Origin of the sequence: Xanthomonas hawaiiensis, from assembly GCF_031834635.1 — a bacterium.
Taxonomy (GTDB): Bacteria; Pseudomonadota; Gammaproteobacteria; order Xanthomonadales; family Xanthomonadaceae; genus Xanthomonas_A; species Xanthomonas_A sacchari.
Window position 1 is genome coordinate 3,777,626 of record NZ_CP115873.1, and the last position, 25,596, is coordinate 3,803,221.

16 protein-coding genes are annotated in these 25,596 nt (G+C 70.1%); 10 read left to right on the forward strand and 6 right to left on the reverse strand.

The genetic code is table 11. The features are described 5' to 3' along the window. The first annotated feature begins 218 nt into the window (after positions 1-218). Together PG878_RS16105 and PG878_RS16110 are read left to right on the forward strand one after the other, a co-directional pair. Positions 219-1,391 (forward strand): OprO/OprP family phosphate-selective porin, encoded by a 1,173-nt coding sequence (locus tag PG878_RS16105; RefSeq protein ID WP_209030830.1) that lies wholly within the window; start codon positions 219-221, stop codon positions 1,389-1,391. A 306-nt stretch (positions 1,392-1,697) separates the two neighbouring features. Further along, positions 1,698-4,343, forward strand: a complete 2,646-nt coding sequence (locus PG878_RS16110; protein WP_209030828.1) for a hybrid sensor histidine kinase/response regulator — start codon at positions 1,698-1,700, stop codon at positions 4,341-4,343. 690 nt (positions 4,344-5,033) lie between these two features. Here PG878_RS16110 and PG878_RS16115 read toward each other — a convergent pair. Both PG878_RS16115 and PG878_RS16120 read right to left on the reverse strand, forming a co-directional pair. Continuing rightward, positions 5,034-5,384 carry a DUF5713 family protein gene (locus tag PG878_RS16115; RefSeq protein WP_209030827.1) on the reverse strand — a complete coding sequence of 117 codons (351 nt, stop codon included), beginning with the start codon at positions 5,382-5,384 and terminating at the stop codon, positions 5,034-5,036. Positions 5,385-5,478: 94 nt separating this feature from the next. Then, on the reverse strand, positions 5,479-6,117 hold the full coding sequence (locus PG878_RS16120) for a LuxR C-terminal-related transcriptional regulator (RefSeq protein WP_209030825.1): 639 nt from the start codon (positions 6,115-6,117) through the stop codon (positions 5,479-5,481). 283 nt (positions 6,118-6,400) lie between these two features. On the opposite strand from PG878_RS16120, the gene PG878_RS16125 reads away from it, so the two are divergent. After that, complete coding sequence (locus PG878_RS16125; RefSeq protein WP_209030823.1) at positions 6,401-9,535, forward strand: ligand-binding sensor domain-containing diguanylate cyclase; 3,135 nt, start codon at positions 6,401-6,403, stop codon at positions 9,533-9,535. 28 nt (positions 9,536-9,563) lie between these two features. Here PG878_RS16125 and PG878_RS16130 read toward each other — a convergent pair whose 3' ends face one another. The 3 genes from PG878_RS16130 to PG878_RS16140 are packed head-to-tail and all read right to left on the reverse strand — an operon-like array spanning position 9,564 to position 12,728. After that, on the reverse strand, positions 9,564-10,646 hold the full coding sequence (locus PG878_RS16130) for an ABC transporter substrate-binding protein (RefSeq protein WP_425611752.1): 1,083 nt from the start codon (positions 10,644-10,646) through the stop codon (positions 9,564-9,566). Further along, the gene (locus PG878_RS16135) at positions 10,643-12,031 is read right to left on the reverse strand and encodes a sensor histidine kinase (RefSeq protein ID WP_209030821.1); all 1,389 of its coding nucleotides are present in this window, start codon (positions 12,029-12,031) and stop codon (positions 10,643-10,645) included. The genes PG878_RS16130 and PG878_RS16135 overlap by 4 nt, the downstream gene beginning before the upstream one ends. Then, positions 12,024-12,728, reverse strand: a complete 705-nt coding sequence (locus tag PG878_RS16140; protein ID WP_209030819.1) for a response regulator transcription factor — start codon at positions 12,726-12,728, stop codon at positions 12,024-12,026. Before PG878_RS16140 ends, PG878_RS16135 begins: the two co-directional genes overlap by 8 nt. A gap of 221 nt (positions 12,729-12,949) precedes the next feature. Between PG878_RS16140 and PG878_RS16145 the strand changes: the two genes are divergently transcribed. From PG878_RS16145 to PG878_RS16165, 5 genes are all read left to right on the forward strand, one after another. After that, on the forward strand, positions 12,950-14,140 hold the full coding sequence (locus PG878_RS16145; protein WP_209030817.1) for an OprO/OprP family phosphate-selective porin: 1,191 nt from the start codon (positions 12,950-12,952) through the stop codon (positions 14,138-14,140). A 131-nt stretch (positions 14,141-14,271) separates the two neighbouring features. Then, positions 14,272-15,597: a CitMHS family transporter gene (locus PG878_RS16150; RefSeq protein WP_209030816.1), complete on the forward strand. Its 1,326-nt coding sequence runs from the start codon at positions 14,272-14,274 to the stop codon at positions 15,595-15,597. 107 nt (positions 15,598-15,704) lie between these two features. Beyond that, positions 15,705-16,445, forward strand: a complete 741-nt coding sequence (gene phbB / locus PG878_RS16155; RefSeq protein ID WP_010344527.1) for an acetoacetyl-CoA reductase — start codon at positions 15,705-15,707, stop codon at positions 16,443-16,445. A gap of 87 nt (positions 16,446-16,532) precedes the next feature. Next, positions 16,533-17,564: a LacI family DNA-binding transcriptional regulator gene (locus PG878_RS16160; protein WP_209030814.1), complete on the forward strand. Its 1,032-nt coding sequence runs from the start codon at positions 16,533-16,535 to the stop codon at positions 17,562-17,564. A 180-nt stretch (positions 17,565-17,744) separates the two neighbouring features. Then, the gene (locus tag PG878_RS16165; protein ID WP_209030812.1) at positions 17,745-19,103 is read left to right on the forward strand and encodes a sensor domain-containing protein; all 1,359 of its coding nucleotides are present in this window, start codon (positions 17,745-17,747) and stop codon (positions 19,101-19,103) included. An 84-nt stretch (positions 19,104-19,187) separates the two neighbouring features. Here the strand turns inward: PG878_RS16165 and PG878_RS16170 are convergent, their stop codons facing one another. After that, complete coding sequence (locus PG878_RS16170) at positions 19,188-20,534, reverse strand: MFS transporter (protein ID WP_209031072.1); 1,347 nt, start codon at positions 20,532-20,534, stop codon at positions 19,188-19,190. 299 nt (positions 20,535-20,833) lie between these two features. Between PG878_RS16170 and PG878_RS16175 the strand changes: the two genes are divergently transcribed. Together PG878_RS16175 and PG878_RS16180 are read left to right on the forward strand one after the other, a co-directional pair. After that, positions 20,834-23,293, forward strand: a complete 2,460-nt coding sequence (locus PG878_RS16175) for a TonB-dependent receptor domain-containing protein (protein ID WP_209030811.1) — start codon at positions 20,834-20,836, stop codon at positions 23,291-23,293. 47 nt (positions 23,294-23,340) lie between these two features. After that, the gene (locus PG878_RS16180; protein WP_209030810.1) at positions 23,341-25,260 is read left to right on the forward strand and encodes an alpha-amylase family glycosyl hydrolase; all 1,920 of its coding nucleotides are present in this window, start codon (positions 23,341-23,343) and stop codon (positions 25,258-25,260) included. The last annotated feature ends 336 nt before the right edge of the window (positions 25,261-25,596 follow it).

Sequence of the window (25,596 nt, forward strand, 5' to 3'; positions counted from 1 at the left end):
TCAGGGGTAGACGTCGCCGCAGGACTGCAACATCGCCGTAAAGAACGGCCGGGCGCGTCCGCTATTGCATGCAGGGGGCATCACGTCCGGCACACCGTGTCCGCATCGCGGCGGCGCCGCCGTTCGCGTGCGGCCCGCCGCCGCACTGCCCGCGTCATCGCACCACCTGCCCGGCCGGGGACTGCCGTGCCTTCATTCCTTACCGAGACGACTCCATCATGCGCCACACTCTTCTCTTCGCCGCGCTGGGCCTGACCGCCGCCGCTCCCGCCTTCGCCGCCAACGGCTTCGACGACTGGCCGACCAAGGTCGCCTTCAACGACGGCACCGAACTGGCCGTGACCGGCAACTACGCCTACGACTGGAACAACTTCTCCAACGACGACGGCCGCCTGGAGGACGACAATACGTTCCGGCGCAAGGAGTTCGGCGCCACGCTGAAGAAGAAGGGCGTGTACGACGCGATGGTGTACTTCGACTTCCAGTCCAAGCTGTGGCTGGACGTGTTCTTCCGCTTCGAGACCAAGGCCCTGTTCGGCGCCGATTACGGCAAGGTGCGCCTGGGCTACATCAAGGTGCCGGTGGGCCTGGAAGGCGTGACCAGCTCGCGTGCGGACAGCTTCATGGAAGTGGCGCTGCCGGTGCAGGCGATCTACCAGGGCCGCAGGACCGGCGTGGAGTGGACCTTCGAGCGTCCGCAGTACCTGCTGCAGGCCGGCGCTTACGGCGGCAAGGATCTGCAGGGCGACAATCCCGGCACCACCCAGGCGGTGCGCGGCGTGTGGACGCCGTTCAAGGCCGACGGCGACGTGCTGCACCTGGGCCTGGCGTATTCGCAGGAGAATCCGCGCGGCTACCACAACGGCCTGGACGTGAGCTTCAGCCCGCGCGCGCGCTTCCGTGCGCGCCCGGAAGCCGGCCTGACCGACGTGCGCCTGATCGATTCGGGCACGCTGGTCGACGTCGACCAGGTGCGCCGCACCGGCCTGGAGGCGATCTGGATCAAGGGCCCGTTCTCGATGCAGGGCGAGGCGCTGCGCGCCGACGTGACCCGCGACAACGGCCGCCCCGACTACACCGCCGACGGCCAGTACGTGTTCGCCAGCTACGTGCTGACCGGCGAATCGCGGCCCTACAGCGCCGGCAATGTCGGCAACATCAAGCCGGCCAACGCCTACGGCGCGGTCGAACTGCTGGCGCGCTACAGCCGCCTGGACCTGGACGACGGCACGGTGCTCGGCGGCCGCCAGCACGACTGGACCCTGGGCGCCAACTGGTATCTGACCAGCCACTTCAAGTTCCAGGTGAACTACGTGCGCGCCGATGCCGAGCGCGCCGGCGTGCGCGTCAAGCCGAACTCGCTGGACGTCCGCGCCCAGATCCAGTTCTGAGCCGACGCAGCCCGGCCGATCCGACGCGATCGGCCGGGCTGCGGACTGCTGCGCCAGCCGCAAGGGCTGTTCAAGCCGTCGGCAAGCCGACGGCCATTGCGTCACCGCGTCTGGCCACGCACAGCGTGTCCACGCTGCATCCGCGGGACTTTACCGACGACGCTCGCTGACGTGGGCGCATTGCAGACCTGCGACGGGCCGCTTGCTGCCGCCTGCCGATCCACGACACCGTCGATCGCCGCCGCGCACCGCAAACGGTGGCGCACCCTCTAAGCTGATGCGGTCCCGGCCGCCGCGTTCTTCCGCATGCCCTCGCTCCTGCGCCATCGTCGCCTGATCCTGCTGCTGGTCGTCATCGTCGGCGGCATGGTGCTGGCGATGCTGTCGGCGCAACACGTCGCCGAACAGCGCGCGCTGCGCGCCGAGAGCGTGCAGTTGCGGCAGCAGCTGGAGCTGTATGCGCAGACCCTGCAGCAGCGCATCGACCGCTACCGCACCCTGCCGCAGGTGCTGGCGCTGGACCCGGAACTGCGCGACGCCCTCACCCATCCGCTGGACGCGGCCACGCAGCAGCAGTTGAACCTGAAGCTGGAACGCGCCAACGACGTCACCCGCTCCTCGACCCTGACCCTGATCGACGCCAACGGCGTGGCCCTGGCCGCCAGCAACTGGCGCCTGGCCAGCAGCAACGTCGGCGCCGACTACAGCTTCCGCCCCTACGTGAAGCAGGCCCTGGCGCAGGGCAAGGGTCGCTTCTACGGCATCGGCATGACCACCGGCGTGCCCGGCTACTTCCTCTCGCAGGCGATCCTCGACGCGCATGGACGCACGCTCGGGGTGATCGTGATCAAGATCGAACTGGCTGCGCTGGAGCACGAATGGCTGCGCGTGCCCGACGTGGTGCTGGTCAGCGACGGCCATGGCGTGGTGTTCCTGTCCAGCCGCGACGTCTGGCGCTACCGCCAGTTGCAACCGCTCAGCGCGCGCGAGCGCGACGAACTGCTGGCGACCCGCCAGTACGCCCAGCAGACCCTGCTGCCGGCGCGACGGCGGGTCTTGGAGACGCTGGACGACGGCGGGCAGGTGATGCGCATCGACATGCCGGCGCAGCCGGCGCCGCTGCTGTGGCAGAGCATGGCGCTGCCGGAAAGCGGCTGGCGCCTGCACCTGCTGCACGACATCGGCGGCAGCCGCGCCGCCGGCCGCGCCGCCGCGCTGGCCGCGGCCGGCATCTGGCTGGCGCTGTCGTTCCTGGGCCTGCTGTTCCAGCAGCGCCAGCGCCTGGCGCGGCTGCGCCAACGCAGCCGGCGCGAACTGGAAGCGCTGTTGCAGCAGCACGCGCAGGAACTGCGCACTGCCCAGGACGGCATCGTGCAGGCCGCGCAGCAGGCCGACACCGGCCTCAGCCGCAGCCTGGAGCACCTGCCGCAGGGCGTGGTGATCATCGACGCGCAACTGCGCCTGGTGGCGTGGAATTCGCGCTATCTGGAGATCTTCCGCTTTCCCCCTGAGCTGATCCGGGTCGGCCGTCCGATCGAGGACGTGTTCCGCTACAACGCGCGCCGCGGCCTGCTCGGCCCCGGCCCGGTGGAAGCGGCGATCCAGCGCCGCCTGGACCACCTGCGCAGCGGCCGCCCGCACATGCGCGAGAGCGAGAAGGACGACGGCACGGTGCTGGAGATCCGCGGCAATCCGCTGCCCGACGGCGGCTTCGTCACCAGCTACGCCGACATCACCAGCTACAAGAACGCCGCACGCGAACTGCGCTCGCTGGCCGACGCGCTGGAGCATCGCGTCGCCGAACGCACCCACGACCTGGCCGAGGCCAAGCGCGAGGCCGAGAACGCCAACCGCTACAAGACCCGCTTCGTGGCCTCGGCGGTGCACGACCTGCTGCAGCCGCTCAACGCCGCGCGCATGTTCGTCTCGGCGCTGCGCGGCAAGCTGCACGATGCCGATGCGCGGCAGATCGCCGACCATGTCGACAACGCGCTGGCGGCGCAGGACGCGATCCTCAACAGCCTGCTGGACATCTCGCGGCTGGAAGCGGGCACGCTGAAGACGCAGGTGCAGGACCTGGCGCTGGACCCGCTGCTGCAGACCCTGGCGCGCGAGTTCGGCATCGTCGCCGAAGGCCGCGGCCTGCGCCTGGACTACGTGCCGACCCGCGCCACCGTGCGCAGCGATGCGACCCTGCTGCGGCGCATCCTGCAGAACTTCCTGTCCAACGCAGTGCGCTACACGCCGCGCGGACGCGTGCTGCTGGGCTGCCGGCGCGATGGCACCCAGTTGCGCATCGAGGTCCACGATCAGGGACCGGGCATTCCCGAAGCGCTGCAACAGGAAATCTTCGAGGAATTCCGTCGGCTCGGCGACGGCGTCGCCAACGACCGCGGCGCCGGCCTCGGCCTGGCGATCGTGGAGCGCATCGGCCGCCTGCTCGGCCACCGCATCGGCCTGCGCTCGCAGCTAGGCCGCGGCAGCGTGTTCTCGGTGACCGTGCCGCTGGGCGATGCCGCGGCCGCACAACGCCAGGCGCCGGCGGCGATGGCCAGCGACAACGGCGACGACCCGATCCTGCACGGTTGCCGGGTGTGGTGCATCGACGACGACCCGCGGGTCTGCGAGGCCAGCCGCACCCTGCTGACGCGCTGGGCCTGCCAAGTCGAGCTGGCCGCCGGCCCGGACCAGGCGCTGGCCGCGGCGCAGCCGGCGCAGGCGCCGGAACTGGTGTTGCTGGACGTGCGCATGGGCGAGTGCGACGGCCCGACCCTGTTCGCGCAGTTGTGCACGCGCTGGCAGGCCGAACCGCGCGCGATCCTGGTCACCGCCGAGGCCGATCCGGCGCTGCGCACCCTGGCGCAGGAGCGCGGCTGGGGCTTCCTGGCCAAGCCGGTCCGCGCGCCGGCGCTGCGCGCGCTGATGACGCAGATGTTGCTGCGGCGTGGGTGAGGCGGGTGCGTGCGCGGGTTGGACTTCTGGCCGCCGTACCCTCATCCGCCCCTGCGGGGCACCTTCTCCCGATGGGAGAAGGGAAGCGCTGGCCCCCTCTCCCACCGGGAGAGGGGTTGGGGTGAGGGTCCGGGGCGCACAGCGCGGCCCAAGATCTCATGCGCCGTTAGCGAACGGCCCTCGCCGCTGCCTGGTGACGGAGAAAATTCTAGCCACCGCACCCTCATCCGCCCCTGCGGGGCACCTTCTCCCGGCGGGAGAAGGGAAACGCTGGCCCCTCTCCCCCCGGGAGAGGGGTTGGGGTGAGGGTCCGGGGCGCGCAGCGCGGCGCACCACCTCATCCGCAGTTGACGCGCCGATCCCGCCGCCGCCCCAGCGGTGAAAGAATCCTGGCCGCCGTACCCTCATCCGCCCCTGCGGGGCACCTTCTCCCGGCGGGAGAAGGGAAGCGCTGGCCCCTCTCCCACCGGGAGAGGGGTTGGGGTGAGGGTCCGGGGCGCGCAGCGCCACGCACCACCTGATCCGCAGTTGACGCGACGATCCCGCCGCTGCCCCGACGGCGAAAGAATCCTGGCTGCCGCACCCTCATCCGCCCCTGCGGGGCACCTTCTCCCGGCGGGAGAAGGGAAACGCTGGCCCCTCTCCCCTCGGGAGAGGGGTTGGGGTGAGGTCCGGGGCGCAGCGAAGCCTCTACCACTCGCGCGGCGCAATCAGCTCCTCGACGTCGGCGTCTTCGAAACCGTAGGCCTTGGCGATGTACAGGAAATCCACGCCGATGTTCTCGCTTGCGGCGGTCTCGATCTCGCTGTCGTGGGCCTCGAACTCCAGCGCCAGCTTGTTGAACTCCTCGGTGGCGGCATGGGTCAGCCGGTACAGCGCCGCCAGATCCGCCGGTGCCTGCGCCTCGATCGCCTCGCACAACCGCAGCAGGATCTTCTGCCCCTTGCCGACCAGCGACGGGGGGAAGTAGTCGTCGTCCAGCATCTCCTGCAGGAACGGATAGTGGGCGGTCTGCTCGTTGCGGAGGGTCGTGGTGGGCATGGTCCGGTGGTCTCCGCCCGCGGGGGGCGCGGGCATCGGCGCATAGCATCGCGTATCCGGGCGCCGCGGAAAACGCCCCCCACCGCCGTTCGGTTCAGGCCTCGCCTTCCGGCTCCAGCGCCTTCACCAGCACCGCGGCCTGGGTGCGGCTGTGGCATTCGAGCTTCTTGAGGATCGCGGTCACGTGGACCTTGACCGTGTTCTCGGCCAGGCCCAGCGCGTAGGCGATCTGCTTGTTGAGCAGGCCGTCGGCCAGGCACAGCAGCACGCGGAACTGCTGCGGGGTCAGTTGCGCCAGGCGCGCGGCCAGCTGCGCATCGGCCTCCGAGCGCGCCGCGGTCAGCGGCGGAAACCAGGTGCCGCCGTCGAGCACCGCCGCCACCGCGATGCCGATGGTCTCGGCCGGCGAGGACTTGGGGATGAAGCCGGCCGCGCCGAACTGCTGCGCGCGACGGATCACCCGCGGGTGATCGTTGGAGGAGATCACCACCACCGGCACGTCCGGGCGCTCGCCGCGCACGTGCAGCAGGGCCGAGAAGCCGCGCGCGCCGGGCATGGCCAGGTCCAGCAGGATCAGGTCGGCATCGGCCTGCGCGGCCAGCGCCGCGTCCAAGGTGGCGGCGCTGGCCGCTTCCACCACCAGGGCGCGCGGCAAGGCCTGGCGCAGCGCGTGCAGCACGGCGGCGCGGAACAGCGGGTGGTCGTCGGCGACCAGGATCGTCGGGGCATCCATGGGCGTGAGGCGGCTGGCATGACGCCGCAAGGCGTCGGGTGGGCGCGGACAGCGCGCAGGACATGCAGTGTACGTGCGGCGCGGATGGATGCCGAGCGCGCGCGCCACCGGAGGGGCGCGTGCCAGCACCCGCCTGGCGGATCTTGTCGGCAGCGCGCGCCACGCGGCACAGCCGTGCACGAGCCGAACCGGACAATCGCCCAGCATCGTGGCCGCCACCGCCAGCGGCAGACCCCGACTGCCGCGCATTCAAGACCGACACCACAGTGGCCGATAACACGGCGTGATCGTCTCCCTCTCCAACCTGCTGGGCCGCCTGCCGCTGGCCGCGTCCTGGCTCACCCTGTGCCTGGCGCTCGCGCCGGCTGCCTCCGCGGCCGTGACCGCCGACGACGACGACCTGCCCAGCAGCCTGGAGCACTTCGGCCTGGACGAGGGCCTGTCGCAACTGTCGATCAACGCCTTGCAGAGCGACGACCAGGGCTTCCTGTGGGTCGGCACGCAGGAGGGCCTGAACCGCTTCGACGGACATCTGTTCCGTGCCTACCGGCGCGAACTCGGCAGCGACAGCCGGCAGAGCCTGCTCAGCAGCAGCATCGACAGCATCGGTTTCGAGCCGCGCGGCACCCGCCTGTGGCTGGGCACCAACGACGCCGGCCTGGAGGTGATCGAACTGGCGACCTGGCAACACCACCGCCTCGACACGACGCAGGGCCTGTCGCACAACCGCGTCACCCAGATCCTCATCGATCCGCAGGGCGGCGCGTGGCTGGGCACCGAACGCGGCCTGGACCGGGTCGAGACCGACCTGCAGCGGGCACGGCCGCTGGGCGGCGATGCGCCGGTGGTGGGGCTGACCTGGATGCCGGACGGCAAGCAGCCGGTGGCGCTGGACCGGCAATGCCGGCTGTGGCGGCTGGGCCGCGACGCACGCGAGGAACTGCCCGCGCCGCGCGGGATCGACGAATGCGTGGGGCTGCAGTCCGGGCCGGAAGGCCTGTGGCTGGCCTCGGCGCACGGCGGCCTGTTCCAGCTCGATGCGCATGGCGCAGTGCTGGCGCACTGGACGCCGGCGCAGTTGTTCACCCGCGGCAGCGACCTCAGCGCGCTGATCCGGCTGCACGACGGCCGCGTGCTGGTCGGCACCACCAACGCCACGGTGACGCAACTGGACAGCGTGCGGCATGTGCCGCAGCGGCTCAGCTTCGACCTGCCGCCGAACAGCGCGATCATCCGCTTCTACCAGGCGCACGACGGCACCTGGTGGATCGGCACCTACACCGCCGGGCTGTACCGGGTGCGACCGTTGTCGGCGGTGATCCGCAACGACGAGGAGCGCGTCAGCGACACCCACGCCTGGCCCAGCAGCAGCGTGCGCAGCATCTGGCGCGACGGCGAGCGCATGCTGATCGGCACCGACCAGGGCCTGCTGACCCGCGACGACAGCCGCGCCGCCTGGCATCTGGTGCCGGGGCTGGCCAGCCAGGCGATCCGCAGCATCGCCGCCGACCGCGACGGCTGGTGGCTGGGCACGCGCCAGGGCCTGTGGCGCCTGGACCGCAGCGGCGCGCTGCGACGCCTGGGCGGCCTGGCCGACGAGCACATCAACGATCTGCTGCTGGAAGGCGACACGCTATGGGCGGCCACCCGCCGCGGCCTGACCCGGGTGGTCGGCGGACAGGTGCGCAACGATCCACGCTGGGCGCCGCTGAACGGGCACACCCTGACCCGGGTCTACCGCGACAGCGAAGACACGCTGTGGATCGGCTGCAACGACTGCGGCGTATGGCGCATGCGCAGCGGCCGTCCCGCCGAACCCTACCGCCCGCGCGGCAGCACCCTGTACCCCTCGGTGTGGTCGCTGTACGAACACGACGGCGTGCTGTGGGTGGGCACCTTCTCCGGCGGGCTGTACCGCATCGATCTCAAGCGCGACGTGGCGCTGCGCTACAGCGACCGCGAGGGACTCAGCAGCAACGTCATCTACACCATCCTGCCGGATCCGCAGGGACGGCTGTGGCTGAGCACCAACAACGGCCTGAGCGTGCTCGACCCGCGCACCCGCATCGTGCAGAGCCTGGGCCGCCGCGACGGCCTGCAGAACCAGGAGTACAACAGCGGCCGCGGCTACCGCGACGCGCACGGGCTGCTGTACTTCGGCGGCACCCAGGGCGTGGACGTGATCGACCCCACGCGCCTGCCGCTGCGCAGCCCGCAGGCACGTGCAGTGCTGACCGACTTGCGCATCCTCACGGCCGGCGAGGACCGCAACGGCAGTGAGAACCAGACCGAGAGCGACGTGGTCTACGCGCAGCGCATCGCCCTGGACCACCGCGACAACGTGTTCACCATCGGCATGACCGCGATCGACTTCGCCGCACCCGGCACCGCGCGCCTGCGCTACCGCGTCGACGGACTGCAGAAGGGCTGGGTGTATCCGCAGACCGCGCACAGCGATTTCTCGGTCAGCCACCTGCCGCCGGACCGCTATACGCTGGTGGTGGAAGCGGCCGGGCGCGACGGCCAGTTCGGTGCCGCGCGACGGCTGCAGATCGAGGTGCTGCCGCCGCCGTGGCGGCATCCGCTGGCCTATGCCGGCTACGTGCTGCTGGGACTGGCGCTGCTCGGGCTGGTCCTGCATCGCGTGCGACGCACGGTCAACCGCGAGCGCGACATGGTGGAACTGTTGAACCTCACCGTGGCCGAGCGCACCCGCCAGCTCGAACGTGCCAACCAGCAACTGCTGCAGAGCAACGCGCGCCTGCAGGCGGCCACGCGCCTGGATCCGCTGACCCAGGTCGCCAACCGCCGCGAGCTGCAGGATTGGCTGGCGCGCGAATGCCCGCTCCTGCTGGCGGCGCTGGACGACGGCAGCAGCGCCGATGCGCTGTACTTCTTCATGATCGACGTGGACAACTTCAAGCGCATCAACGACGACTACGGCCACCAGGCCGGCGACGCGGCGCTGGTGCACTGCGCCGATCGCCTGCGCGGGCTGTGCGGCGAACGCGACCTGCTGGTGCGCTGGGGCGGCGAGGAGTTCCTGCTGGTCACGCGCCTGCCGCGCGAGGACGCCGCCAGCGCCCTGGCCGAACGCCTGCGCGCGGCGGTGGCGACGCAGGGCTTCGCCCTGGCCGAGCGCGAACTGACCCTGACCTGTTCGATCGGGTTCGCACCGTGGCCGTTCGTCGCCGCGTGGCCGGCGCTGGGCGACTGGGAACAGAGCGTGGGCCTGGCCGACCGCTGCCTCTACGCCGCCAAGGGCGCCGGCAAGGACGCCTGGGTGGGGCTGGCGCCGGGCGCGGCGCCGGACCGGCCGCGCCTGCACGCGCTGCTGGCCGGCGGCGCGCCGGAGGAACTGGGCGACAGCGTGCGCGTGCTGTGCTCGCCCGGGCGCCAGCCTCGCTTCGCGCGCTGAGCGCCGGCGCCCTGGGGCGTGCCCTAGCTCAGCGCGGCGGCGTCTGCTGCATGCTGCTGCGCCAGGCGTCCAGGAACTGCCGCCGCTTCAGCGCGTCCAGGTACACCAGCAGGCCCGGGCCCAGCGCGATCGGGCGGAACGCCGACGCAGCGGCCGGCCCACCCTGCGCGACCCTGCCCGGCTGCGGCAGGATCGGCTGCAGCCGCGCCTCGCGCGACAACACCTGCTGTCCGCGCGGCGACAGCAGGTAATCCAGGAAGCGGCGCGCCTCGGCTGCGTGCGGGCTGTCGCGCGGGATCACCGCCGTGCGCAGCGCGACCAGGGTGTAGTCCTCCGGCTGCACGATCGCCAGCGGCGCGCCGGCGTCGATGCGCGCCTGCGCGTACGAGCCCAGCACGTTGTAGGCCAGCAGCAAGTCGCCGCGCGCAACCTTGTCCAGCAGCACGCCGGTGCGCTCTTCCAGCAACACGTGGTTGTCGCCCATCGCCGCCAGCAGCGCCCCGGCCATGCTGCCGAGCTGGCTGTCCTGGGTCGCGAACAGATAGCCCACGCCGCTGCGTTCGACGTCGTAGGTGCCGATGCGCCCGCGCAGCGGCGAGGCGGGCGCGCGCAGCAGTTCCAGCAGCCGGCGGCGGGTCCGCGGCACCTGCGCGGCCGGCAGCCGCGCGGTGTTGTAGACGATCGCCACCGGCTCGTAGCTGATGCCGAACACTTCGTGCCGCCATTGCGCCCAGGCCGGCAGCGCCTCGGTCTGCGGCGAGCGGTGCGCCAGCGCGTGGCCGTCGTTCACCAGCTTGGTCTGCAGGTCCATGCTGGCGCTGATCAGCAGATCGGCGCAGCGCGGGCCCGGGCCCGGATGCAGGTAACGTCGGTAGATATCGCCGGCGATCACGTCCTGATACACCACCTCGGTGCGCGGATGCAGGCGTTGGTAGTCGCCGATCACCGCGGCGAATACCTCGATGTCGGTCGAGCCCTGGATGCACAGGTGCGCGGTGGCCGCGCCCTGCGCCGGGAAGCGGCGCACGTCGCCCGGTGCGGCCAGCGCGCTGCCGGCAAGCAGCACGGTCAGCAGCAGCGGCAGACGGCGCAGCAGCATGGACAGGCTCATGGATGCAACCTCGGCAGATGCAGGCTGGCGATCAGGCCGCCGCCCACGCGGTTGGACAGGTCGATGCGCCCGCCATGGGCCTCGACCACGCGCTTGACGATCGCCAGGCCCAGCCCGGCGCCGCCGGCAGCCGCGCCCTCGCCGCGCACGAAGCGCTCGAACACGCGCTCGGCCTCGGCCGCGGCGATGCCCGGGCCATGGTCGGCCACGGTCACCACGCAATCGCGCGCGCTGCAGGTCAGCGCCACCTGCAGCGCACCGTCGCCGCCGTACTTGCAGGCGTTGTCGATCAGGTTCTTGATCGCCTCGCGCAGCAGCAGCGCATCGCCGCGCACCAGCGCCGGCTCGCTGGCGACGGCCAGTTGCACGCGTGGCCGCGGCGCGGCCTGCGGCACGGCCTCGTGCAGCGCCTGGTGCAGCACCTCAGCCAGGTCGACGCTGGCGTAGCGCTGCAGGTTGGAGCGGTGGATCACGCTGGCGTCGCTGAGCAACTGGTTGAGCAGGCGGCTCATGTGCGTGGCGTTGCGCTCGATCGCTTCCAGGCTGCGGCGCATCTCCTGCGGGTCGTCCTCGTCCAGCGCCAGTTGCGCCTGCGCGCGCAGCGCCGCCAGCGGCGTGCGCATCTGGTGCGCGGCCTCGGCCATGAACGCCCGCAGGGTCTCGTTGCTGCCGGCCAGGCGCGCCATGAAGCGGTTCAGCGCCGCCACCATCTGCTGCATCTCCTGCGGCGCGGTCGCGGCCACCGGCTTGAGCTCGGACGGTTCGCGCCGCGACAGCTCGCGTTCGAGCGTGCGCAACGGCCGCAAGGCGCGCGACACGCCCAGCCACACCAGCGCCAAGGCCAGCAGCGACAGCAGCGCGATGGCGACCAGCGCGTGCAGCACCACATCCTGCGCCAGCGCCTCGCGGGCGCGGCGGGTCTGCCCCACCTGCACCCACACCTGGTCCTGCGCCGCCGCCGAGGACACCCGCCGCGACACCACCGCAAAGCGCACCGGCTCGCCGCTGTAGACCGCATCGAACAAGCGCGGCGGCGCGCTGGCGCGCGGCAGCGACGGCGCCGCCGGCAGGTCGTCGTAGCCGGTGATGGTGCGCCCGCGCGCATCGAACACGCGGTAGAACACCCGGTCCTCCGGCGCCATCGCCAGCAGGTCCAGCGCCGCATAGGGCAGGTCCACCTGCCACTGGCCGCCGGCCAGCGCCACCGAATCGACGATGGACAGCGCCGAGGACACCAGCAGGTGGTCGTAGGAACGGTTGGCGGCACGCTGGCCGTAGTCGCGCGCGACGAAGAACAGCGCCACCGCGCCGAGCAACGACAGCGCGCCCAGGTAGCGCAGCAGCGTGCGCCGGATCGACGGCGCCGGCAGCGCGGCCTCAGCCATCGGCGTCCGCTGCCGCCGGATCCGGCGGCGTCGTGGCCGCCTCCAGCTTGTAGCCGACGCCGCGCACGGTGACGATGCGCAACGGCGCGGCGGCCAGCTTCTTGCGCAGACGCCCGACGTACAGCTCGATCGCGTTCGGCCCGGCCTCGTCATCGAAGCCGAACAGGCCGTTGCCGATCTCGTCCTTGCCGACGACCTGGCCGAGCCGGCCGATCAGGATCTCCAGCAGGCGGTACTCGCGGTTGGGCAGTTCGATCGGGATACCGTCCAGGCTGACGCTGTGCGCGGCGTTGTCGAAGGCGAAACCGCCGAGCTGCACCACCTCGCTGGCCTGGCCGCGGTTGCGCCGCAGCAGCACCCGGCAGCGCGCCTCGAACTCGCGGAAATCGAACGGCTTGCCCAGGTAATCGTCGGCGCCCACGTCCAGCGCCTGCACCCGGTCCTCGATGCCGTCGCGCGCGGTCAGCATCAGCACCGGCGTGGTATCGCCGCGCTCGCGCAGCCCGGCCAGCACGCGCAGCCCGTCCAGCCCCGGCAGGCCGATGTCCAGCACCACCAGATCGAAACGCTGGTAGCGCAGCACCCCGGCCGCGCTCAAGCCATCGCGCTGCCAGTCCACCGCATGCCCGCTACGGCGCATGCGGCGCACGATCGCATCGGCGAGATCGGCGTTGTCTTCTACCAGGAGCAGGCGCATGGGGGCCGGGAATGGTGAATCGGGAATGGGGAATGGAAACAGCAACAGCAGAAGCCTAGCGCATCCGGGAACGTGCTTTTTCGATTCCCCATTCTCGATTCCCGATTCCCTACCGCCGACAGGTCGTTGACAGCTACGCCCGACTAGGCTGCGTCCATGCCGGTCCGCGGCCGTTGCTGGCGGACCGATCCAATCGCTGCGACACGCACCTGGGAGGGGACGTGGAACTGAAGACTCTGACATGGGGCAGCGCCTGCGCGTTGCTGTGCCTGGCCGGATCGGCGCGTGCCGCCACCGACGACGATGGCCCGGTGACCGCCGAGCTCGGCGGCCGCCTGCACTGGGATTTCGCCCACTTCGACAACGACCATCGCGGTACGCCCAATCCCGACGACACCGAGATCCGCCGGCTGTGGCTGGATGTGTCCGGCAAGTTCTTCGGATTCGGCTACAAGGTCGAAGGCGATTTCGCCGGGCTGCAGGACGACTTCAACGGCAAGGGCATCGAGGCCAAGGACGTCTACCTCACCCGCAAGTTCGGCGCCGGCACCCTCACCGTGGGCCAGTTCAAGCAGTACTTCACGCTCGACGACCGCACCGGCTCCAACTTCGGCCAGTTCCTGGAGCGCAGCGGCGCGGCCAGCACGCTGGCGCCGCTGTACCGCAAGGCGGTGTCGTGGCAGGCCGCGGGCACCGACTACACCTGGGCCGCCAGCGTCTACAGCCTGCAGAGCATCGACGTCTCCAACACCCGCGGCCATGCGTTCGGCGGCCGCGGCACCTGGGCGCCGGGCGCGCGCGACGGCGACGTGCTGCACCTGGGCCTGTCGCTGGCGCACGAGCACTACGACCATCCCGGCGCCGGCGGCGCGCCGGCGCTGAGCATCCGTCCGCGCCCGGCCGGGCACCTGTCCGACGACAGCCGCATCACCCTGGCGCGCTTCGCCGACGGTCGCGATACCAATGTGGACAAGTGGTCGCTGGAATACGCGCAGGTGCGCGGGCCGCTGTCGTGGCAGGGCGAATTCAGCGGCGGGTTGTTCGACGACGGCGCGCAGCGTGCCGACGTGATGGCGGCCTATGGTTTCGTCAGCTGGTTCGCCACCGGCGAATCGCGCCGCTACGACAGCAAGACCGGCCGCTTCACCCGCATCAAGCAGGTCAACCACACGTACGGTGCCTTCGAACTGGCATTGCGCTACGACCGCATGTGGGGCGAGCAGCACCGCGACGGGCAGCCCGACCTGCTCGACGCCTCCACCGCGTCGTGGACGCTGGCCGGCAACTGGTACATCAAGCCGAATCTGCGGCTGATGCTCAACCTGATCGACAGCCGCAACCGCGACCACCTGGCCGGCGTGACGCTGGACCATACGCGGGCCATCACCGGGCGTTTCCAATATGACTTCTGAGAGCCGGGATTGGGGAATGGGGATTGGGGATTCGCAACGGCGGGATCGCGCGATGTGACGTCTGGTCGGCCTCTTTTCTGATCCCTGACGCGGGGTCCATTTTCTTTCATGCACCACCCTGAGGAACTTCCATGCTGACCGCGCTCGGTTTCGGAATGGTCATTACCTTCATGTACCTGATCATGAGCAAGCGGCTGTCGCCGCTGGTCGCGCTGATCATCGTACCGATCGTGTTCGCGCTGGCCGGCGGCTTCGGCACCGGCATCAACGAGATGATGCTGGAGGGGATCAAGAAGATCGCGCCCACCGGCGTCATGCTGATGTTCGCGATCCTGTACTTCGGGGTGATGATCGACGCCGGCCTGTTCGACCCGCTGGTGCGGCGCATCCTGCGCCTGGTCAAGGGCGACCCGATGAAGATCGTGGTCGGCACAGCGGTGCTGGCGCTGCTGATCTCGCTCGACGGCGACGGCTCCACCACCTACATGATCACCGTCTCGGCGATGCTGCCGCTGTACCGCCGCCTGGGCATGAACGCGCTGAACATGACCTGCGTGACCATCCTCGCCGGCGGCGTGATGAACCTGACACCGTGGGGCGGCCCGACCGCGCGCGCCGCCACCGCCCTGCACGTGGACCCGGCCGACGTGTTCGTGCCGCTGGTGCCGGCGATGGCGCTGGCGATCGCCGGCATCCTGGTGCTGGCCTGGTACCTGGGCATGAAGGAGCGGCGCCGCCTCGGCGTGGTGACGCTGCCCGGCGATGCCTGGATGGACGGCAGCGTGGCCGACGACGGCGAGGCGCTGCCCACCGTGGAAGACGCCGAGGACATCAAGCGGCCGCGGCTGCTGTGGGTGAACCTGGCGCTGACCCTGGCGCTGATGGCGGCGCTGGTGATCGGCGTGCTGCCGATGCCGGTGCTGTTCATGATCGGCTTCGCGCTGGCGCTGCTGATCAACTACCCGAACCTGGCCGAGCAGCGTCGCCGCCTGGTCAACCATGCCGGCAACGTGCTGTCGGTGGTGTCGCTGATCTTCGCCGCCGGCGTGTTCACCGGCATCCTCTCCAACACCGGCATGGTCGAGGCGATGTCGCGCAGCTTCCTGGCGGTGATCCCCGACGCGTGGGGCCCATACCTGGCGGTGATCACCGCACTGGCGAGCATGCCCTTCACCTTCTTCATGTCCAACGACGCCTTCTACTTCGGCGTGCTGCCGATCCTGTCCGACGCCGCCAGCCACTACGGCATCACCCCGGTGGAAATGGCCCGCGCCTCGCTGGCCGGGCAACCGGTGCACCTGCTCAGCCCGCTGGTGCCCTCCACCTACCTGCTGGTCGGCCTGGCCAAGGTCGACTTCGCCGACCACCAGCGCTTCACCCTGAAGTGGGCGGTGCTGGTGTCGTTGGTGTTGATGGGCGGCAGCTTGTTGTTCGCGCTGTATCCGTTGGCCGCCTGAGCGCTGCCGGGAATGGGGAATCGAGAATCGGGAATCGCAAAAGCGGCCCCGCTTCCCACCATTCCCGATTCCCCACTCCCCATTCCCAACTCCGAAGGAGTTAAACCGTGACCCTCAGAATCGCCTACGTCACCAGCGGCATGGGCAGCATCGGTACCGCGATCTGCCAGAAGCTGGCGCGCAACGGCCACACCGTGGTCGCCGGCTGCGGGCCGGACTCGCCGCGTAAGTCGGCGTGGCTGCGCGAGCAGCGCGAGCTCGGCTTCGACTTCATCGCCTCCGAGGGCAACGCCACCGACTGGGATTCGACGGTGGCCGCGTTCGCCAAGGTCAAGGCCGAGGTCGGCGAGATCGACGTGCTGGTCAACAACGCCGGCGGCAGCCGCGACATGCTGTTCCGGCAGATGGGCCGCGAGGACTGGCAGGCGGTGATCGCCAGCAACCTGCATGCGCTGTTCAACATCACCAAGCAGGTGGTGGACGGCATGACCGCGCGCGGCTGGGGCCGCATCGTCAACATCGGCGCGGTCAGCGCGCAGAAGGGCCAGATCGGGCAGATCAACTACGCCACCGCCAAGGCGGCGATGCAGGGTTTCAGCCGCGCGCTGGCGCAGGAAGTGGCCTCGCGCGGGGTCACCGTCAACACCGTCTCGCCCGGCTACATCGCCAGCGCGGCGATCAGCGGCTTCCCGCCGGACGTGCTCGACCGCCTGGCCAGCTCGGTGCCGCTGCGCCGGCTCGGCAAGCCCGAGGAAGTGGCCGCGTTGTGCGCCTGGCTGGCCTCGGACGAGGCCGCCTACGTCACCGGCGCCGACTACGCGGTCAACGGCGGCTTGCACATGGCCTAGCGTCTCTGCTGCGGCCGCGCACGCAGCGCCGCGACGCGCGCCTGGCATACACTGCCGGTTCCGCTTCATTCGTCGCGCCCGCTCCGCATGTCCGACAAACCCGAATCCGGCGCGCCCGCCGCGCGCCTGCAGATGGCCGACATCGCGCGCATGGCCGGCGTTTCCGAATCCACGGTATCGCGCGCGCTCGCCGACAACCCGGTGGTCGCCGAGCGCACCCGCGCCTACATCAAGCAACTCGCCCGCGATGCCGGCTACCGGGTCGATCCGGTGGCGCGCAGCCTGCGCTCGCGCCGCTCCAACATCGTCTGCGTGGCGGTGCCGCTGATGCACGCGCACGAGCAGCCGCTGTCGGACCCGTTCATGATGACCATGCTGGCGCTGCTGGCCGACGCGCTGACCGCGCGCGGCTACAGCATGCTGCTGTCCAAGCTGGACCAGCACCAGGACCACTGGGTCGAGGACCTGGCGCGCAACAGCCGCGCCGACGGCGTGATCATGCTCGGCCAGAGCCATGAGCATGCGTCGCTCGATGCGGCCGCGCGCGGCGGCCTGCCGATGCTGGTGTGGGGCAGCCGCATCGACGGCCAGGCCTATGCCAGTGTCGGCAGCGACAACCTGCGCGGCGGCGAACTGGCCACCGCACACCTGATCGAGCACGGCCGCCGGCGCATCGCCTTCCTCGGCGACGAGCAGTTGCCGGAAGTGGCGCCGCGCTTCGCCGGCTACCGGCGCATGCTCGACGCGCACGGCCTGGCGTTCGACCCGCGGCTGCACGCACGCAGCCACTTCCTCAGCGAGGACGCCTACCGTCTGACCCGCGCGATGCTGAAGAAGACCGACCCGCCGGATGCGGTGTTCGCCGCCTCCGACGTGATCGCCCTGGGCGCGATCCGCGCCCTGATCGAAGCCGGCCACCGGGTGCCGCAGGACATCGCCCTGATCGGCTTCGACGACATCCCCCTGGCCGCCTACAGCCAGCCGCCGTTGACCACCGTGCGCCAGGATCTGGCCCAGGCCGCCACCCTGCTGGTGGCCGGCGTCCTGAACCTGATCGCCGGCACCCCGGTGGACTCGGTGGAGATGCCGGTGAGTCTGGTGGTGCGGGAATCGGCGTGAGGGGAGATAGGACCATCGCGAACGCGGCAAGGACGCGCACCAGGGCCGATTGATACGGAGCGCGTCCTCCAGCGCACCCGAACCCCAGCTGCATCGCCTCCCGAAACCTTCTCCGCCCTGGCAGCGCAAATCGCGACACCGCGGCACAATGGGTCACCAGGCCCCGACGACTCGTGCCGCATGCAACGCATTTCGCCCCTGAACATCGTGGACCTGCTGCTCGATGCGGTCTGCGTCGTCGAACCGGACAGCACCATCGTGTTCGTCAGCCCCGCCTTCGAGCGCATCTTCGGCTATACGCCGCAGGAGGTGGTGGGCAAGCGCATGCTGGACATGGTGCATCCCGACGACCTGCCGGCCACCCGCGCGCAGGCGGACAGCATCACCGAGGGCGAACTGCAGCTCCACTTCGAGAACCGCTACATCCGCAAGGACGGGCGCATCGCGCACATCCGCTGGACCGCACGCTGGGTCGCCGACTACAGCATGCGCCTGGCCGTGGCGCACGACATCACCGAACGCAAGTCGACCGAGGCGTTGCAGGCGGCGCTCTACGGCATCTCGGAGGCGGCGCATACCGAGCAGACGCTGCAATCGCTGTGCAGCCGCATCCACCAGATCATCGGTGGGCTGCTGCCTGCCGCCAATTTTTCCGTGGCGCTGTACGACGCGTCGTCGCAGGTGCTGCGGTTTCCGTACCATGCCGATGAGCACCACACTGCCCCGCCCAGCTTGCCGCTGGCCGAGGCGCCGCTGCACGCCGAGGTGATCCGCACCGGCTGCACGCTCCTGCGCGTACCCTACGCCCCCATCACGCCGGCATCGGCTGCACTGGAGCAACCCGCGCTCGCACCGCAGCCCCATTCGTGGCTGGGCGTCCCGCTGCAGACGCCGAAGGGCGTTCTCGGCGTGCTGGTGCTGCTCGGCTACTCCGAGCAGTCGCGCTACACCGACAAGGACCAGGCGCTGCTGCAGTTCGTGTCCACCCAGGTGGCAGCCGCCGTCGAGCGCAAGCAGACGCTGGAACGCCTGCAGCACATGGCCCAGTACGACCATCTGACCCAGCTCCCCAATCGCCAGCTGTTCCTGGACCGGCTCGAGACCGCCCTGGTGCAGGCCAGGCGCGCGCGCAGACGGCTGTCGCTGTTGTTCATCGACCTGGATCGCTTCAAGGACGTGAACGATACCCTGGGCCACGCGATCGGCGATCTGCTGCTGCAGCGCGTGGCGCGGCGCCTGCTCGACTGCGTCCAGGCATCGGATACGGTCGCCCGGCTGGGCGGAGACGAATTCGTGGTGCTGATCGAAGACTGCCACTCGGCCGACCATGCCACGGCAACGGCCGACAGGATCCAGGCCGTCTTCGGCGAGGCATTCGACCTGGACGGCCACCCCCTGCGCATGTCGCCCAGCATCGGCGTGGCGCTCTATCCCGATCACGGCGACGACGCCCACAGCCTGCTGGTGCACGCCGACGGGGCGATGTACCGCGCGAAGAAGGGCCCTGACAACCGGGTCGGCGTGGCGCCGGCGGCATGAGCGACACGTCGCCAGGCCGGCGGCGTTCACGCAACGGAATGGACCGAGACGTGCGAGAGCGGAGATCGACGCTGCAGCGGCGCTTCAGTGCGCCGTGCCGCGCTTTTCCAATTCCCCATTCCCGGTTCCCCATTCCCGACGCTTCACCAACACCATCGCCACCGCCGCCGCCAGCATCAGCGCGCCGGCCAGGCGGATCACGTTGCGCGGGTCGCCCTGCAGCAGGCGGTCGTAGTACAGCGGCAGGGTCACGATCTGGATCAGCATCGGCAGCACGATGAACAGGTTGAACAGACCCATGTACACGCCGGTGCGCTCGGGCGGGATGCTGTTGGCCAGCATCAGGTAGGGATTGCCCATCATGCTGGCCCAGGCCAGGCCGATGCCGATCATCGGCAGCAGCAACAGCCAGCGGTCGTGGATCGACGGCAGCACGCACATGCCGACGCCGGCGGCGACCAGGCAGGCGGCGTGGGTCGCCTTGGGGCCGAACCGCCGCGCCACCGGCACCATCGCGAATGCGGCCAGGAAGGCGACGAAGTTGTAGAAGCCGCCGATCTGGCCGTTGACCAGGCCGGCCTCGCGGAAGCCGTGCGAATCGGCCGCCGTGGTGCCGAACAGGGTGGTCGACAGCGACAGCACGATGTACTGCCAGTAGCAGAACATCGCATACCACTGGAACAGCATCACCGGCGCCATCTGCCGCATCGTCGGCGGCATCTGCCGCACGGCATCGACGATCTCGCGCAGCGTCGCCAGCGGCCCGACCGGGGCGCTGCGCAAGCGTTGCAGTTCCACTGCCGGCAGCACCGGCTCGCGCACGCTGCGCGCGGTGAGCAGGATCGAGGCGGCGGAAAAGCCCGCGCCGATCGCGAACGCGGCGATGGTGACGTAGGGAATGTGGTGTGCGTTGGCCGCGTCCTGGTTCATGCCCAGCCACACCAGCAATGGCGGGGTCACGTAGGCCAGGGTCTGGCCGAGGCCGGTGAACGCGCTCTGGGTCAGGTAGCCCAGCGGCCGCTGCGGCGGCGCCAGCACGTCGCTGACCAGCGCGCGGTACGGCTCCATCGCCACGTTGTTGGCCGCATCCAGCATCCACAGCAGCGCCACCGCCATCCACAGCGCCACGCTGAACGGCATGGTCAGCAGGCACAGGCTGCAGACCAGCGCGCCCACCACCATGTACGGCATGCGTCGGCCCCAGCGCGTCACCGTGCGGTCGCTGAGCACGCCGACCACCGGCTGCAGCACCAGCCCGGTGATCGGGCCGGCCAGCCACAGGTACGGCAGATTGGCGTGGTCGGCACCCAGGTAGTTGTAGATCGGGCTCATGTTGCTCTGCTGCAGCCCGAAGCTGTACTGCACGCCGAAGAAACCGGCGTTGAGCGCCAGCACGCGCGAGAGCGGAAGCAGGGGACGATCGGTACGCATGAGCATCGGCATCGGCCTGGACGGGTCGGACACGCGGGAGGCGTGCCGCAGCGGCGGAGCGGAGTGTCGCTGTGCCTGCAATCGTTTGTAACGCTGCGTTGCACCATGCAGAATGCCTCGATCTCTCATCGGAAAGGTTTGCGCAAGCGCCACGGGCGGCTTTGCTGCACTGCAAATTGCAATCGATTGCGGACAGCCGTATCTGTACGCCGCCGCACCCACCGCATGCGCCGCGCCCTGCCCGTTCAGGCAGCGACGCGCCGCCACTCACTGCACCACTCGCTTCGGGAGAGACAGCGATGCATCACCCTTCGATCCGCCTGCAGACCCTGGCCCTGGCCGTCGCCGCGGCGCTGTCCGCACCGGCGGCGCTCGCGCAACAGGCCACGCCCGCCGCTGCCGACGCCCCGGCGGCGCAGGGCGACGTGGTCAGCCTGGACTCGGTGTTCGTCACCGGCACCGCCACGCCCAAGAGCAAGCTCAAATCCAGCGTCTCGGTCAGCACGGTCGGCGCCGAGGCGATCGAGCAGTCGGCGCCGCGCAGCACCGCCGAGATCTTCCGCAACATTCCCGGCATCCGTTCCGAATCCACCGGCGGCGAAGGCAACGCCAACATCGCCGTGCGCGGCCTGCCGGTCGCCTCCGGCGGCGCCAAGTTCCTGCAGTTGCAGGAAGACGGCCTGCCGGTGCTGGAGTTCGGCGACATCGCCTTCGGCAACGCCGACATCTTCCTGCGCGCCGACTACAGCCTGGAGCGCATCGAAGCGATCCGCGGCGGCTCGGCCTCCACCTTCGCCAGCAACTCGCCCGGCGGCATCATCAACTTCATCAGCAAGACCGGCGACACCGCCGGCGGCAGCGTCGGCCTCACCCGCGGCCTGGGCGGCTACGACAACACCCGCCTGGACTTCGACTACGGCGCACCGTTCGCCGAACACTGGCAGTTCAACGTCGGCGGTTTCTACCGGCGCGGCGACGGCGTGCGCGACGCCGGCTACACCACCGACAAGGGCGGTCAGCTCAAGGCCAACCTGACCCGGCTGTTCGACAACGGCTACGTGCGCGTCTACGCCAAGTACCTCAACGACCGCGCCGCCGGCTACCTGCCGGTGCCCACGCGGGTCAGCGGCAACGATGGGTCGCCGCACTTCGGCAGCATCGACGGTTTCGATCCGGGCACCGACACGCTGTACAGCCCGTACTTCCGCAGCAGCGCCACCCTCGATGGCGGCAACAAGCCCTCGCGGGTGGAACTGGGCGACGGCATGCATCCGCTGTCGCGTGCGTTCGGCGCCGAGGCGCAGTTAGACATCGGCGGCGGCTGGACCCTGACCGACAAGTTCCGTATCGCCGACACCTCCGGCCGCTTCGTCTCGCCGTTCCCGGCGCAGGTGGCCGATGCAAGCGCGCTGGCGGCGAGCATCGGCGGCGCCGGCGCCAGCCTGCGCTACGTCGACGGCCCGAACGCCGGCCAGACCTACAGCGGTCTGGCACTGCGCACGCATCTGTTCAACGTGCACCTCAACGACCTGGGCAACGCGGTCAACGACCTCAGCCTGGCACGCGACTTCGCGGCCACCAGCGGCGGCACGCTCAACCTCAAGGCCGGCTGGTACACCTCGCGCCAGACCATCGACGTTGACTGGACCTGGAACTCCTACGTGCAATCGCTGGCGCACCGCCCGCGGCTGCTGAACGTGGTCGACGCCGGCGGCGGCCTGCTGTCGCAGGATGGCCTGTACGCCTACGGCGTGCCGTACTGGGGCCTGGACGTCACCCGTCACTACGACGTGCGCTACGACATCAACGCACCGTACCTGGCGCTGAGTTGGGACCAGGGCCCGCTGAGCGTGGACGGCAGCCTGCGCTACGACATGGGCCGCGCGCGCGGCAACACCGCCGGCGGCGTGCTGGCCAGCAATGTCGACGTGAACGGCGACGGCGTGATCGAAGCGCCGGAGCAAAGCGTGGCGACCATCGACTATGCCAACCCCAAGCCGGTGCGCTACGACTGGAACTATCTGTCGTATTCGTTCGGCGGCAACTACATGCTCAACGACGACCTGGCCGCGTTCGCACGCTACAGCCGCGGCGCGCGCGCCAACGCCGACCGCCTGCTGTTCGGCGTGGTCCGCGATGACGGCTCGGTGTCCTCCAACGAAGCAGTGAACGTGGTCAAGCAACTGGAAGGCGGCCTGAAGTGGCGCAGCGGCGGACTGAGCCTGTTCGCCACCGCCTTCGCCGCGCGCACCCAGGAGCAGAACTACGAAGCCACCACCCAGCGCTTCTTCGACCGCACCTACAAGGCGCACGGCCTGGAACTGGAAGCCGCGTACCGCACCGGCGGCTTCACCCTCAACGGCGGCCTGACCTGGACCGACGCCACCATCGACAAGGACCAGATCACCCCGGCCAACGCCGGCAACACCCCGCGTCGGCAGGCACGCTTCGTCTGGCAGCTGACGCCGAGCTACCGGGGCGAGCGCTACCAGATCGGGGTCAATGCGATCGGCACCAGTTCGGCCTACACCCAGGACAGCAACCAGCTGAAGATGCCTGGCTACACCCAGGTCAACCTGTTCGGCGACTACCGCATCACCGATGCGCTGACCGTTTCGCTCAACGTCAACAACCTGTTCAACACCTTCGGCCTGACCGAAGCGGAGGAAGCGTCGATCGCCAATGCGTCCTCCGGCGTGATCCGCGCGCGCTCGATCCCGGGCCGCACCTCCAGCATCAGCCTGCGTTACGACTTCTGACGAGGACCGCACATCCGCGCCCCGCCCGGGGCGCGGCCAAGCCCCCCATGACCGCACCCGCTCCTTCCGCACTGTCCGCGCTCGCCCACACCCTGTGGCAGGCGCATCTGCAACCGGACGCCGCCGACGCAGTGCTGCCGCGCCTGCAGCGCCACGGCGAACGTTTGCTGGCCCCATTGCATGCGCTGTACGGCGCGCATCCGGCCTTCGCGCAATGGTTGCCGCACTGGCTGACGCAACTGGCAGCCACCGCCAACGCGCGGTCGCCGGCGCTGCGCCAGCTCGATGCCGGGCGCGCGCCCGACTGGTTCGCCACCCCGGCGATGCTCGGCTACAGCGCCTATGTCGACCGCTTCGCCGGCACCTTGAACGGCGTTGGCGAGCGCGTGCCCTACCTGCAGGAACTGGGCGTGCGCTACCTGCACCTGCTGCCGTTCCTGCGCGCCCGCGCGGGCGACAACGACGGCGGCTTCGCGGTCAGCGACTACGGCCAGGTCGAGCCGCGCCTCGGCGACACCGCCGATCTGGCGGCACTGACCGCACGCCTGCGCGCGGCCGGCATCAGTCTGTGCGCCGACTTCGTGCTCAACCACACCGCTGACGACCACCCCTGGGCGCTGGCGGCGAAGCGTGGCGATACGCAGTATCTGGACTACTACCACCACTTTCGCGACCGCGACGCGGTGGACGCTTACGAGCGGACCCTGGGCCAGGTGTTCCCGCACACCGCCCCGGGCAACTTCACCTGGGTGCAGGAAACCGACGCCTGGCTGTGGACCACGTTCTATCCCTACCAGTGGGATCTGGACTGGAGCAATCCGGCGGTGTTCGGCGAAATGGCGCTGGCGCTGCTGCACCTGGCCAACCTGGGCGTGGAGGTGTTCCGCCTGGATTCCACCGCCTACCTGTGGAAGCGCCCGGGCACCGACTGCATGAACCAGCCGGAGGCGCACACGATCCTGCAGGCGCTGCGCGCGCTCACCGACATCCTGGCCCCGGCGGTACTGCTGAAGGCCGAGGCGATCGTGCCGATGGCGCAGTTGCCGCCCTACTTCGGCGAAGGCGCCGCGCGCGGCCACGAATGCCACCTGGCCTACCACAGCACACTGATGGCGGCCGGCTGGGTGGCACTGGCCGAGCAGCGCGGCGACATCGTGCAGGCCGCGATCGCCCACACCCCTGCCTTGCCGCCGGCCTGCGGCTGGCTCAGCTACGTGCGCTGCCACGACGACATCGGCTGGAACGTGCTGCAGCGCGAAGCCGCCGGCGGCGATGGCGTCGCCCCGTTCGCGCTGGCGCGCATCGCCCAGTTCTATGCCGGCCGCACACCCGACAGCTACGCGCGTGGCGAAGCCTTCCAGAGCAGCGGCGACGGCGTGCACGGCAGCAACGGCATGAGCGCGGCGCTGGTTGGCATCGCTGCGGCGCTGGACGCGCACGACGCCGACGCGCTGGAACTGGGCGTGCGCCGCCTGCTGCTGCTGTACGCGGTGGCGCTGGCGATGCCGGGCATCCCGCTGCTGTACATGGGCGACGAACTGGCGCTGGGCAACGACCAGGACTATCGCCACGACCCGTTACGCCAGCACGAGGGCCGTTGGCTGCATCGCCCCGTCATGGACTGGGCACGCGCGGCGCAGCGCCACGACACCGACAGCTTGCCCGGCCAGGTCTACACCCGCCTGCGCGGGTTGATCGCCGCACGTGCCACCACCGCGGCGCTGGCCGCCGACCAGCCGCTGCGCGCGTTCCCGCTGGGCGATCCCGCCCTGCTCGGCCTAGCGCGTGGCGAGACGTTCGTGGCGGTGTACAACTTCAGTGCGCAGCCGATTGCGGTCGATGTCGCCGATGCGCTTGGAGCAGGCGACTGGCACGCCATCGCCGATGGCGGCAAGGATCCAGCAACGCTGATGCAGTGGGATGGCATCCTGCCTGCGTACGGTCTGCGCTGGTGGCGGCACGGCTGAGCCGAAAACAGCAGCGGCGCCGATCAGCGCCGCTGCGTTGCATCTGCGCTTGCGAGTGCGTGCAGTCGGGACTGAAGTCCCTCCCACAGGCGCGCACCCTGGCTGGCCCGCAGCGGCACATCTAGGCCTTGTAGGAGCGGCTTCAGCCGCGACCGGCATCAGTGGGAACGCCCGTCGCGGCTGAAGCCGCTCCTACGGATCACGGAGCACGGGTGCGTCTAGTGGAGCACGACAAGGCGGGCTATCAACGCGACCTTCAAGCGCTGCGCCATCACCAGGAACCGAAGCGCCCCTTACGCCGTGATGGCAAGTCGGCCTTGCCATCATCGCGCTCGG